This is a genomic window from Anaerocolumna cellulosilytica (genome assembly GCF_014218335.1).
Classification (GTDB): Bacteria; Bacillota; Clostridia; order Lachnospirales; family Lachnospiraceae; genus Anaerocolumna; species Anaerocolumna cellulosilytica.
On the sequence record NZ_AP023367.1, the window covers coordinates 4,347,158 to 4,359,819 of the forward strand.

The following is a 12,662-nucleotide window of genomic DNA, read 5'->3' on the forward strand; positions in this document are numbered from 1 at the left end:
CACTGGGGATGATTAATCGCCTCTTCCCTCTTTATCACGGATAAATAAAGTAGTATCATTCCATTTATTCTGTAATTTCTGAAAACATTTCTTTTGCTGAACTTACTAAATTATCTGGTAAGTTAATTCCCAGATTGTCTGCAACTGCTGTATTGCCGTAAAATGCTGCTGCTTCTATTGTTTCAAATGAAAGATCTGCAGCTTTAGCTTCTCCTTTTAGTACCTTGGCTGCCATTTTACCTGTCTGAATCCCCAGGTCATAATAATCAAGACCCATTGCCGCAAGACAGCCAATTTTCACCTGCTCTACTTCACTGCCAAATACCGGTGTATTTTTATTTGCCGCTTTACTAAGTATAATCGGGAGAGAACTTACTACCGTACTATCTGTAAGGTTGCTGATACAATCCACGGACTCTAAAAGGCTGTCTGCCGCCAAAGGAATATCTGCTGCTGCCGTAATTCCTTTTATTACGATTTCAAAGCCATAATCTGCGGCGGCTGCTTTGTATTCTTCAATTGCTGACACAGAGTTGATTTCACTGGTACTGTAGAGTATTCCTATCTTTTTAGCATCCGGTAAAATTGCACGTATCATCTCCAATTGTTCTTTAACTGGTAATTTATCACTGGTGCCTGTTATATTTCCACTAGGCGTTTTATCTTCTTTTGCAAGTTCAGCAAGGACGGGGTCTGTAACTGCTGTAAAAATAATGGGAATATCTGAGTTTTTCGCTGCACCAAAAGCACTTTGAGCCATGGGAGTTGCGATAGAACAGATTAAGTCTACTTTTTTAGATACATATTCATTTGCTATCTGAGCTGCCATACCACCATCTGCCTGCGCATTATCGTAAAGTACTTTCAGATTCTCACCTTCCACATAACCCGCTTCCTTTAAACCTGCCAGAAAGCCTTCCCTGCAATTATCCAAGGAACCATGCTCTGCAAACTGCCCGATACCGATGGTTATCTGTCCCTCTTTCTGACTGCAACCGGTAAAAAGACTGCATAATAATACAAATAACATAAATACAGCTGTTCTTCTCTTCATAAAAACACTCCATTTCTCCGCCTTTCGCGGCTCAATATCTCATATGATTGGTTCACTGCTAATAAGTGATTGTTCCGTTCGACCTTTTCTGCCATTTATGGTTTGCCAATGGATGGTTTTTATTCCTTCACCATTTTATTTTGAATTAATACGTAAAAATAAATCTGTTATAAACGCTTCCAAAAAGGATATATAATTTATTTTTAAATAAAAAAAGCCCCAAGTTATATAACTTGAGACGAATAAAATCCGCGGTACCACTCAATTTGACAAAGTCCACTTTTTCATATACTAACATATATGCCATACTGGTAACGGTTATGGTCACCGTCAACGCCTACTATTATTTCGGGTTGCCCTCAAAAGCCCATTCAACTAAAAATTCCATACTCCTTTCCACCACCAGGAGCTCTCTGTTATGAAATATGAAAGTCTACTCTTCTTTCTCAACGGTTTTCGCTTATTAATAACTATATGATAATATGCTTTTAAATATTTGTCAATGATAAATTTTTATACGGTATTAGTATCTGAACCATTTTTGATAATGTCTTAAGTAACCACAAGTGATTATGTCCCAAATGAGTAATCCATGTTACACTATATCCTCATGACTTACAGATGAGGAGACATTATGAGAAAGGTCAAGTTGACTATGAATGAAGAAAAACGTTATGAAGTAATAAAGAAGTTAGTAGACACAAACGGAAATAAAAAGAATGCTGCCTTGAAGATCGGTTGCACCGAAAGACATATCAATAGAATGATTGCAGGATATAAACGTGATGGTAAATCCTTTTTTATACATGGAAACAGAGGTCGGACTCCTGCTCATGCTCTTTCAAAAGAAACCAAGCAAACTGTCCTAGATTTATATCGTAGTAAGTACTTCGATACGAATTTTACTCATTGTATCGAGCTTCTAGAGAAGTATGAGGGAATTTCTATTTCTGTATCTACATTGAACTCTATTTTAGAAAAAGAATATATTCTTTCTCCAAAAGCTACCCGATCAAAAAAAAGAAAAACCAAACTAAAACTTAAACATTTGAAAACACAAACTAAATCTAAAAAGATACTAGCAGAGTTGCAATCCAATATCGTTGCAATCGAGGATGCACATTCCAGACGTCCTAGATGTGCTTATTTTGGCGAAATGCTTCAAATGGATGCTTCGATCCACTTGTGGTTCGGTGATACGAAAACTCAGCTTCACATCGCTGTCGATGATGCAACTGGTACTATTGTCGGTGCTTACTTTGATGAACAAGAAACTTTAAAAGGATACTACAATGTGTTTCATCAAGTACTTACTGAGTATGGTATTCCCTATTTATTTTTTACCGATAACCGTACAGTTTTTGAATATAAACAAAAAAACGCCCCTTCTATCGAAGAGGACACATACACACAATTCGCTTATGCTTGTAAACAGCTAGGTGTTGAAATCAAGACCAGCAGTATACCACAAGCAAAAGGTCGAGTGGAACGATTGTTCCAAACCTTACAATCTCGCCTACCAGTCGAATTACGCCTGGCAGGCATAAACACACTTAGCGAAGCAAATGCATTCTTAAACTCCTACATAAAAGAATACAATGCCAAGTTTGCTCTAGAGACCAATCTTATCAAATCTGTCTTTGAAAAGCAACCCGTTTTAGAAGAAATAAATCTTGTTCTTTCTGTTCTTACAGAAAGAAAGATAGATAATGGACACTGTTTGAAGTTTAAAAATAAGTATTTTAAGACACTTGATAAGAACGGGCATCAGGTACACTTTTATAAGGGGACAAAGGCAATGGTAATAGAAGCATTTGACGGTAATAAATACTGTTGTATAGATGAGAGTATTTATGCGCTAGAAGCAATTCCGTCACATGAGAAAATATCAAAAAACTTTGATCTTACGCTGTCGCAGAATAGAACAATAAAGCGGAAGATACCAGGGATGCATCATCCTTGGAGAAGGCAAGAATTCTGGCGTTTTGTTAAAATGCAGGAACACCACTGGAATGATGAAGTCCCTGCTTAAATAGATAAAAGCACCAGCCACAGCTGGTGCTAATGTTTAAAATTTATTAGGACATTCTCAAAAATGCTTGACATGATAAATTTTTATACGGTATTAGTAAGAATTATCCATCTGCCTGCCACATGTTACAAGCCTTAAAATAAACTTAACTGTTCAAATTGGTAGCCGGATTTATAACTAGCTATGATGTGTTTCATATGATAAAGCAGCTTATGTTTCTCACATTCATCTGCAAAGTATTCATAGAGCTCTTTCTGCCTTGCACTGCTGCACAGATAACGATTACCGTATTTTTTTATATACTTTTCCTTTAATCCCGGAAAGTTCTGGTCCAGCTTATGATAGTAATACTCTCTCTGGGTATTCCGTAAGGTTACTCCAAACAACGGATAGATAAACCTGGCTCCATTATCTTTTGCACGTGCTACAGTTTCTCTAATATTTTCCTTATTGTCACTTATATAAGGTAACAAAGGCATAAAAAGCACACCGGTAAAGATACCTTCATCAGCCAGTTTAGAGATAGCCTCAAAACGTTTGGTGGATGTATTTACTCCGGGTTCTATCTTAGCCGCTATATCATCCCTGTAATTGGTTATGGTGATCTTGCATATAACAGGAGCCTGTTCTTTCATAGTTTTAAGAATATCGCAATCTCTTGTAATCAATGCACTTTTAGTTGCTATGGCAGTCCCAAAACCATAGGCCTCCTGAATTTCTAGCCCGTGTCTTGTCAGCTTAAGCTCTTTTTCATATGGATTATAAGGGTCACTCATAGCCCCTGTTCCAACAACGCCGGTCTTTTGTTTTCTTCGGAGCTCATCCCGTATAAGCACTAATGCATTATCCTTAGCCCTTACTTTATCAAAATCTGTAATTCTGTAACAGTCACTTCTGCTGTCACAATATATACAGCCATGGCAACAGCCCTTGTATATATTCATATTATAATCTGTACCAAACCAGTTGGCGTCTTTTGTTTTACTGATTATGGTTTTTGCGGGTATGTATTCCATAGAAATAATCATGTCCTTTCCAGAACCTGCAAACCTTGCATTGCAGGCTTAAGCATGTTTTTACACCCCTAAACTATAACATTCTTAAACTGACAACTGTATGTCATATTATTCAGACTTTTAATCTTCATGCGCAGGATTAGAGTGCCAAAAAGGATTTGTCTGCGTGGAGTGAGTTTGAAATCTTAATTTTACAAGTACTTATCCAAAGCCCCCTTAAGCCTGTTCTTTATAACCGTTCTAATATATTCCGGTTCTACAACTTCTGCTTGGTTGCCATAAGACAGAATAAAATCATAAATCCATTCTCCGGCAGGATAGCAATACTTCACTAAAAAATACCCTGTTTCCTCTTTTGAAATCTGTTCTTCGTCACATTCATCATAGATCCGGTATGCTTGGGAAGGGTCTACCCGCAAGGTAAAGCTAACCTGATTTAACGACTTTTGCTCGTGAAGGTACGTTAGGCTGTCCGGTTCTATTACTCTTAAAAAAGTTTCATTCGTTAAGCAGATATGTTTCATGCGATTTAGCTTAAAAAGCCGAAACCCGCTTTTTGTATGGCAAAAAGCTTTCAAGTACCAGTTCTTGTTCTTAAACCACAATTGTAAAGGTTCTACCCTCCTTTTCGCCTTTTGCCCGGAGCTGTTATAATAATCAAATTCTATCACTTTTCTTTCAAGTACCGCAGCTTTTAGCAACTGAAGGGCTTCCTTTTTCTGATCGCTCCAATCCGTAAAATCAATCTCTATCCAATTCAGAGAATCCGTACCAAACAGGTTCGTAAGCTTTGTTAATATCTGATTGGTGCTTGTATAGTTGGTCGCTCTAAGACCTTGCAGAGCAGTAATTATTTCCTCCTGCTCCTCTTTGGTAAGGACTGATTTGTTTAGCACAAAGCTATTTAGTAAACCAATGCCTCCGCCCTTCCCCTTGCTGGTGTAGATTGGTATGCCTGCCTGACATAGCACTTCTATATCTCGGTAAATGGTTCTGACAGATACTTCAAATTGCTTTGACAATTCCTTGGCAGTTATGTTCTTTCGGTTTAATAAGATATAAACAATTTCAAACAGTCTACCAACCTGCATGATTACCTCCTGCTTTCTTCTGATATTAAGCCTTTAATACCCTGCATATGGCAAGTATACTTGCGATTTTGTTTCATTAAGCTAGATTAAAAATGGTATTACAATTTTTAATCTAACTCCTATTGCATTCCGTATCCGTTTTCAGATTCGACACTGCCACAGTTTAGAGTATGAAATTGCTTTTCGCTTCATACTATTGTAGCAGAAAAATCTGCTTTACAAAAGCTTAATTTAAAATAGAAGATGGCTGTATAAAAACTACATTTGCAGAATTCGTTCTGCAATATTCATAGTAGATTCTCTATGAGAAACCAGAATTACCGTTTTATCCTGACTATAATCAACCAAAGCTTTTAATATAATTCCTTCATTCAAGCTATCCAAATTACTGGTGGGTTCATCCAGCAAAAGGAAAGGAGCATTATGTAAAAATGCCCTTGCAATACCGACACGTTGTCTTTCTCCACCGGACAATTTATCTCCTAATTCACCGGTTCCCGTATCATACCCATTGGGCAGGGACATTATAAAATCGTGAAGAGACGCTTTTTTTGCGGCTTTTATAATTTCTTCCCTCGTGGCTCCTTCCTTTGCAATTCCTATATTTTCCGCAATGGTAGCATTAAAAATATGGGTTTCCTGGGTAACATAGCCCTCCAGTCTTCTTAAGTTATCCGTGTTTATGTTCTTAACATTTTTCTTTGAGATGGTTACTGTCCCTTTATTTACATCATAAAACCGCATCAACAATTTTAAAAGAGTTGACTTACCACAGCCGTTTTTCCCATGGATTCCAAGAATTTTATGCTTTTCTAATTCTGTCGAAAATCCATTTAAAATTTGTCTTTTACCATAACCAAAACATACGTCTTCACAGGCAGCTCCTTCAAAAAACACTTCTTCTTTATCTATAATTTCTGTGACGATAGGCGTTTCTTCCAGCAAATCCAGTACCCTGTTTCCACTGGCAAGAGTATGCATTAAATTATTTGACAAATTACTTAAAGCAATAACAGGCCCAAAGGAGCCTATCATGGTAACAAATGGAATAAATACACCTTCAAAGCCTACGATACCTTTTTCAAAAAGCCAGCTTCCAAGTAATAATGTAAATAGAGAAAATACAATAACACCCACATCATTCATAACTCTTGTCAGATTCTCCAGACGTTTAAATTCCCATTGTTTTTCTTCTAATTCACTCGTTTTTTCCTTCAGCTTCGTTCTTCTTTTTTCTCCTGCCTGATATTGTAACACCTCCGTTAACCCTCTTAAGCTGTCCAGAAGAAAACTGTTCATTGCACCAATGGAGTTTCTATATACTAATCCCTTTTCCCTGCCTGCCTTAGAAATGATAATAGGAAATACACCACCGATTACAATATATGCTGCAATTGCCAGTACCCCATATAAAATATGATAAGTGGCAAGATAACAGCCGACAATAGCCGAAGTTGCCACTCCAATCGCTATGGGTGATATCGTATGCGCATAAAATACCTCCAGCAATTCTATGTCACTGGTTAGTAATGCAATCAGGTTTCCTTTTTCTTTTCCTTCAAGCTTTGCCGGTGCCAAACGTCTTAGAGCTGCAAATACCTGGTGCCTGATAAATGCCAGAAGTTTAAAGGCTATGTAATGATTGCAGGCTTGTTCCCCATACCGCAAAACACCTCTAATAAGTGCGCAGATACCTAGCAGAATAAAAACCGTACTTAATGCAATACCGTAATCCATGTTTAGCACTTTTAGAATACCATGCCCCCCCAGTACCGTTATAGCCATTGCGCTTAAATTACCCGCAATGCCAAGAAGGATTGCAAGAAGCATTATATGCAGCAAAGGTTTTATCAGTCCGATAAGTTTTCCCATTACCACAATACCTTTTCTAGACATGAACGCTCTCCTCCCTTCTTGCTGTATTTTTCTGTTCCGCGTAAGCCTCCAGCGTTTTCTGGCTTTCGAAAAGACTTCGATACATACCCTCTTTCTTTATCAGCTCATTATGTGTTCCGGACTGTACAATTTCTCCCTGCTTAAGAACTAAAATCTGATGACTGGCAACTACATTTTGTAATCTGTGGGATATGAGCAAGACTGTTTTATGCTGCGCCAACTCATATATGACGGACATAATTCTTTTCTCACTTTCCGCATCAATATTAGAAGTAACCTCATCGAATACATATATAGGCGTATCATGAAGCAATGCTCTTGCTAAAGCCAGCCTTTGTGCCTGACCACCGGAGAGATTTGATGCTTTTTCTTGTACCTTATAGGATAAACCACCATTTCTTTTTATAAATTTAAGCAAGCCAACTTTATGAAGTACCGCTTCCATTTCTTCTCCAGTCGCATCTTCTTTTCCCATCCGCAGAGTATCCTCCACTGTTCCTTGGAACAGATAGCTATTATGACTTACCAGTGTAATAACTTTCATTAGTTCCTCTTTCGCTATATTTAAAATTTCCGTATCACCCAAAGTAAATCCTCCCTCATAGCCATGCAGCCTGCCAGTCAACAAAGCGGCAATGGTGCTTTTCCCACAACCAGAAGCACCGACTAAAGCCGTTATTTGCTTTTCTTTTATGATAAAATCCAGCTTATTTAGGATAATCCTGTTTCCATCATAAGAAAATGTAAGCTTATCACCTACAATCTGATATGCTTTTTTCGGTTCTATAGTACCCTCTGCTCTTTGTTCCTCCATATCCAGTAAGAAAAATATCTTTTCGCTGGCTGCCATACCGTTCATGGCAATATGAAAGAAGGAGCCCAGTAAACGCAGCGGCAGAAAGAATTCAGAAGAAAGCATGATAATGAGGAAGGCACCGGTAAAATCAACACTTCCCTTTTGGTATTCCAGTATTGCAATTATAATTCCGGCAGCAGCACCACCATAGGCGATTATGTCCATTACCGTAATAGAATTTAACTGCATGGAAAGCATACGCATGGTAATCTTTCGAAAGTTCTCTGCTTCTATATCCATTTCCTCTGCCTTCTTTTCATCCGCCTGATAAATCTTTAAGGTGACCAGACCCTGTAGATTTTCTAAGAAGCGCTGTCCTAAATCCGTATAGCTTCCCCAATATTTTTTTAGTATTTTTTTAGCTATTTTTGAAATCACAATAATCGTAACCGGAATCAACGGAACGCAGACCAGCAGCACAACGGCTGCCTTAAGATTTACAAAGGATAACAGAACAAACAAAGTAAGCGGTGCAAGCATACTGTAAAAGAACTGGGGCAGATAACGGCTAAAGTATACCTCTAATTGTTCTACCCCTTCTACCGCCGCCTGAACTACCTCGGAAGTATTCATTTTCTCTTGATACGCTATGCCTAAACGAAGCAGCTTTTCATAAATCCTGTCTCGCAGCTCTTTTTTTACATAGGCAGAAGCTTTTGCAGAAGCTTTGGAAGAAAATGTATGACATAGATTTCTTACTATCAGTGCCAGAATAATAAACATTCCCATAAAAAGTGTACTGTTAAAGGTAAGCTTCTGATGCAAGCCGTACTTTAATATATTCATAAACAAATACGTATTAAAAACATTGGCAAGAAGGGCAAGCCATAAAAAAACTACCGTATGTTCTATGTATTTTTTCGTACCTGCCAGGTAACTGATAAGTCTCTTCTTTATCATGGTTATATATCCTTTCAATCAGCTCATATAGTTAGTATCGGCTGCTTCTAAATCCGTAGGAACTCCCTTATAGTATCACGTCAAGTCTTCTGTCCCCTTTAATTTATCTACCGGTATCGTTTTTATACGGAAGATAAAATAATAATATTTAAAGCACATTACAACCCCAATTGCAATTCTGCCATGAACAGAAGGCATAAAGATAAATGCCAGAATCAACATAGCAGAAGCCGGTATTAAGATTCTAATCTTTGTCTTTCGTGTCATGGCTCTTGATTTTACAAAGCTGTCCAAATGGTTTTTATAAAGCCTTGTGGAACAAAACCAAGTATGAAACCTTGCAGAGCCTTTTGCAAAGCAAAAAGAAGCCACTAGTAAAAAGGGCGTTGTAGGCAAAACCGGCAGAACTACTCCCAGTGCTCCAAGTCCCAGCGCAAGGAAACCTGCCACAATATATAACACTTTCACCGGATTATATTTCACTACTATTTCCTCCATTCAGTTGTTTATGACGTTTTAATCAACTATGTATGATTTTCAAATTGTTTAACACTAGTATGAACCATGTGCTTTAGAGCTAAAACAGGATGATGAAAAAGCATTCTGGGACCGGCATATTTCATAACGCTTCTTACCTGCTCCCTCCTATCTGCTTTATAACAATGAACCTTACAGTTACTGCAAAAGGTCTTTGTCTCCATAAAAGGGCATTTGTCAATCTGCTTTACGGCATAAACTCTTAATTTTTCACATTCCGGACATAGGGTGTTCGTAGTAAACAGATTTTTCTGATATTTTTGCGGTGCGTATAATGCCGGGTTATGCCTATTTCCTTTACAGTATATAACCACCATTTTTGTAAGCAATTCTTTTTCTGTCTCCCGTCTTCTCTGGAGACTTTTATCCCCTGTTTTTTTATTCATAAATACTCCAAATCCTTCTTTGCACACTAATTCCCTTGGGGTAATGCCACAAAACAGGGTGTGAAATAGCCTTTTACACTAGCTTACGTTTCATATTATTAGCCTGCCCTGCGGTATTGCCCAAATAGATCATTATGATATGCAACCCATTTTTTAACTATGTAACTCAACATAACATACCAGATACCATTCGTCAATAGTGATTATGATAATTATTCTCAATTAAAACAATTAAAGAAAGCAGTTAAAAAATCATCTTTCTTAACAGCCTTCTTTTATACCTGTATCTGTTACTTAATAAAAATTGTAATAAACATATTCATCCGCCGGAGCCTCTATCCCGGTAATCTCAACATCCGTTAAAACCGGTACCTTGCTGCCGTTATATGTTCCCTCCTTAATTGTACCAGTGACCTGAATCCACTCTTCTTCCTTAAGTTCTTTTATTCTATCCGTTTCACATATCAATCCGAAGCCGCTGACATCAGCGGCACAGCATACCATAACATAACGTCCTGCCAGAAACTGATTCTCCCTAAGCCCTTCCAGGTAGAATACCTGAGCGGTAAACTGATACCTTTTTCCGATAAAGTCCTCCAGATAATCAAAGGTATCGTAATACCAGCTTGCAAAATAATCATCCTTAATTATGGTAGCACCGTCTAAAACTTCTCCTGCATACTTTTCAGACATATCATCATAAGTATTAACTGCCTGTAAGTCGGAAGTATCGTAGAGACTGGTATCCTGGGAAACTGAATCTTCCAATGTATTAATTACATCCTCCCCTGTATCTTCTGTATACTCATTTAAGCTCTCTGTACTATCAAAAGAACCGGTATTATCATTGCTTTCAGGTGCTTCATCTAAGGCCAGGTCTGTCTTCCCGTATCCTGCTGTTCCAGTAATTTGATTTCCCCCAAATACATTTACCTGCGCATTTCCTACTCTCTGGGTTACACCTTGAACGGGAAAGAGTAACACAATAAAAACCGGAAGTACATAGATTAAATATTGCTTTAGATTGACATTATGTCTGGCTTTCTTAAGCTCTCCAAGTACACTAAAAGCAAATACAAATAAAACACCTATCGATAACCATATCCCCCAGTGATATCTGGGATGCACATAATATTTGACTTTTCCTGTAATCATGCCCATGGCCAACAAAACTGCCATTGCAATTAATATAATAAATTGTACAATAACTTCTGCATTTTTTTTACGCCGCATAAAATTCTCCTTTTATTTCTTAACTACTAGGCAATTGCAAAACAATTATTTAATAGGATAAAGAGATTCGCAACCACCTATATATACTATACTAAGAAATGAATTAAACTAAATAATAACAGACCATTAAAGCATATCATAAGTACAAGACGTAATAAAAAACTCATTTTTAATACTTCTGACAGCATAATCAGGTTTTTAAAATCTATCATGGGGCCTAAAACAACAAAAGCCAGTACCGATGCTTGTGAAAAGTTCGTATTAAAGCTTCTTCCAATAAATGCATTGGAGGTTGCGCAGGTTGACATAAAAACAGCAGCCACCATCATAATTACTAATTCCAATGCAAAATTTCCTCCAAAAAGCCCTTTTATAAAAGGTCCGAAAGAATATTGGAGCAAAGCAGACAAAAACGCCCCATAGATAACAAACTTAAACACCCTGAAAAATTCCAGCTTAGCACCATAAAAAACACCCTTTAACCGTTCTTTTATACTACTTCCTTCTATCTTCAACACATTACCGCTGATACCACTTAAGATTCCTTCTGTATTGATTGCATCCTTTGTTGTGTAATTACCAAAACGAAGCAAGAATCCAACCAGCAGACCGATAATGATTCCTGCTGCAATTCGAATTAGTACCAGATATGGTTTATCAGGAAAAGCATATAGAACCGATAAGATTACTACAGGATTTACTGCGGCAGAGGTCAACCAGAATATCATAGTCTGCGGAAGTGGAGCACCTTTTTTTAGCAAACCGGATACCATAGGGATTAGACCACAGTCACAAACCGGAAGGAAAAAGCCTGCTATAGCCGCAAAAAAATAGGACTTATAATTATTTTTTGTAAAACGGCTGATTATAAAAGAAGCAGGAACCATAAGCTGGATGAATGAAGATACAAAAGCCCCAAGCAGGACAAAGGGTACCGCCTGCATCAGTATACTGATAAAGAAGACGGATACTGCCTGAACATATTCATAAATACTTTCCAGTCTTTTATAGGGCAAAAAGCAAAGTATGGACAAAATAACCAGAGTAATTATCATTCCGGGTGATATTTTCTGGTAGGTTTCAAAAGGCGTAAAATAATTCATTATTTTCTTTTCTTCGCTCCATTGAATCGGAAAATAAACCCCGGTATTTTTGTTAATATTATGAACTACCCTTTTTAGCTTTGCCTTTTCTTTTTGATCTAGATGCTCTATTCTGTTAAAAATCACAAAATTACTGTTTAGAATATGTGGTTGGATTAAAGTCGTCATATTCGACAAATAACTCTGAAAGGTAGTTCCATCACTGATAAATATAACATTTCTTATGTTATAATGACCTGGTTTTCTTTTACTAAAAAAATCGGTAATCTCCCAGGTACCATTATATTCTACAATAATATAATCAGGATTATATTCCCTTTCTAGAGTAGTAAACAACTCCTCGTTCAATTCTTCATAACTTTCTATAATATGTATCCTAGTATTGCTTTTCTCTAACAGTTCCATCTCATACTCTATCATTCCCTCTTCACAAAGGAGCAGTAAAGGATTTTCATATTCCTCTAAGGTATCACTTTGCAGCAATTCCTTAATAAAAGTTGTTTTTCCGGCTTCCAAAAATCCGGTTATTACATCAATATTTACGGCCATACATACTCC

General features: G+C 37.4%; 10 protein-coding genes and 1 other annotated feature. Of the genes, 1 reads left to right on the forward strand and 9 read right to left on the reverse strand.

Going from position 1 to position 12,662, the window contains the following annotated elements; all coding sequences use genetic code 11:
* Positions 1-64 precede the first annotated feature (64 nt).
* Complete coding sequence (locus acsn021_RS18045; RefSeq protein WP_408626162.1) at positions 65-1,030, reverse strand: ABC transporter substrate-binding protein; 966 nt, start codon at positions 1,028-1,030, stop codon at positions 65-67.
* Positions 1,031-1,285: 255 nt separating this feature from the next.
* Positions 1,286-1,513: a binding site (T-box leader), on the reverse strand.
* A gap of 196 nt (positions 1,514-1,709) precedes the next feature.
* On the opposite strand from acsn021_RS18045, the gene acsn021_RS18050 reads away from it, so the two are divergent.
* Positions 1,710-3,086 (forward strand): ISNCY family transposase, encoded by a 1,377-nt coding sequence (locus tag acsn021_RS18050; protein WP_184096199.1) that lies wholly within the window; start codon positions 1,710-1,712, stop codon positions 3,084-3,086.
* 134 nt (positions 3,087-3,220) lie between these two features.
* On the opposite strand, the gene acsn021_RS18055 is transcribed toward acsn021_RS18050, so the two are convergent.
* From acsn021_RS18055 to acsn021_RS18090, 8 genes are all read right to left on the reverse strand, one after another.
* Positions 3,221-4,102: an SPL family radical SAM protein gene (locus tag acsn021_RS18055; protein ID WP_184091878.1), complete on the reverse strand. Its 882-nt coding sequence runs from the start codon at positions 4,100-4,102 to the stop codon at positions 3,221-3,223.
* Between the two features lie 191 nt (positions 4,103-4,293).
* Complete coding sequence (locus acsn021_RS18060; protein WP_184091856.1) at positions 4,294-5,193, reverse strand: helix-turn-helix transcriptional regulator; 900 nt, start codon at positions 5,191-5,193, stop codon at positions 4,294-4,296.
* A 258-nt stretch (positions 5,194-5,451) separates the two neighbouring features.
* The gene (locus acsn021_RS18065) at positions 5,452-7,089 is read right to left on the reverse strand and encodes an amino acid ABC transporter ATP-binding/permease protein (RefSeq protein WP_184091854.1); all 1,638 of its coding nucleotides are present in this window, start codon (positions 7,087-7,089) and stop codon (positions 5,452-5,454) included.
* Positions 7,082-8,845 (reverse strand): ABC transporter ATP-binding protein/permease, encoded by a 1,764-nt coding sequence (locus acsn021_RS18070; protein WP_184091852.1) that lies wholly within the window; start codon positions 8,843-8,845, stop codon positions 7,082-7,084. Before acsn021_RS18070 ends, acsn021_RS18065 begins: the two co-directional genes overlap by 8 nt.
* A 75-nt stretch (positions 8,846-8,920) precedes the next feature.
* Complete coding sequence (locus tag acsn021_RS18075; protein WP_330601739.1) at positions 8,921-9,328, reverse strand: YbaN family protein; 408 nt, start codon at positions 9,326-9,328, stop codon at positions 8,921-8,923.
* Between the two features lie 41 nt (positions 9,329-9,369).
* The gene (locus acsn021_RS18080; RefSeq protein ID WP_184091848.1) at positions 9,370-9,768 is read right to left on the reverse strand and encodes a nitrous oxide-stimulated promoter family protein; all 399 of its coding nucleotides are present in this window, start codon (positions 9,766-9,768) and stop codon (positions 9,370-9,372) included.
* Between the two features lie 294 nt (positions 9,769-10,062).
* Positions 10,063-11,001 carry a TIGR03943 family putative permease subunit gene (locus acsn021_RS18085; protein WP_184091846.1) on the reverse strand — a complete coding sequence of 313 codons (939 nt, stop codon included), beginning with the start codon at positions 10,999-11,001 and terminating at the stop codon, positions 10,063-10,065.
* Between the two features lie 86 nt (positions 11,002-11,087).
* The gene (locus acsn021_RS18090; RefSeq protein ID WP_184091844.1) at positions 11,088-12,653 is read right to left on the reverse strand and encodes a permease; all 1,566 of its coding nucleotides are present in this window, start codon (positions 12,651-12,653) and stop codon (positions 11,088-11,090) included.
* Positions 12,654-12,662: the final 9 nt, after the last annotated feature.

Excerpts from the sequence above, each read along its gene's own strand:
- acsn021_RS18045 (WP_408626162.1), bottom strand. The coding sequence starts at position 1,030 with ATGTTATTTGTATTATTATGCAGTCTTTTTACCGGTTGCAGTCAGAAA.
- acsn021_RS18090 (WP_184091844.1), bottom strand. The coding sequence starts at position 12,653 with ATGGCCGTAAATATTGATGTAATAACCGGATTTTTGGAAGCCGGAAAA.
- acsn021_RS18085 (WP_184091846.1), bottom strand. The coding sequence starts at position 11,001 with ATGCGGCGTAAAAAAAATGCAGAAGTTATTGTACAATTTATTATATTA.
- acsn021_RS18065 (WP_184091854.1), bottom strand. The coding sequence starts at position 7,089 with ATGTCTAGAAAAGGTATTGTGGTAATGGGAAAACTTATCGGACTGATA.
- acsn021_RS18070 (WP_184091852.1), bottom strand. The coding sequence starts at position 8,845 with ATGATAAAGAAGAGACTTATCAGTTACCTGGCAGGTACGAAAAAATAC.
- acsn021_RS18060 (WP_184091856.1), bottom strand. The coding sequence starts at position 5,193 with ATGCAGGTTGGTAGACTGTTTGAAATTGTTTATATCTTATTAAACCGA.
- acsn021_RS18050 (WP_184096199.1), top strand. The coding sequence starts at position 1,710 with ATGAATGAAGAAAAACGTTATGAAGTAATAAAGAAGTTAGTAGACACA.
- acsn021_RS18080 (WP_184091848.1), bottom strand. The coding sequence starts at position 9,768 with ATGAATAAAAAAACAGGGGATAAAAGTCTCCAGAGAAGACGGGAGACA.
- acsn021_RS18055 (WP_184091878.1), bottom strand. The coding sequence starts at position 4,102 with ATGGAATACATACCCGCAAAAACCATAATCAGTAAAACAAAAGACGCC.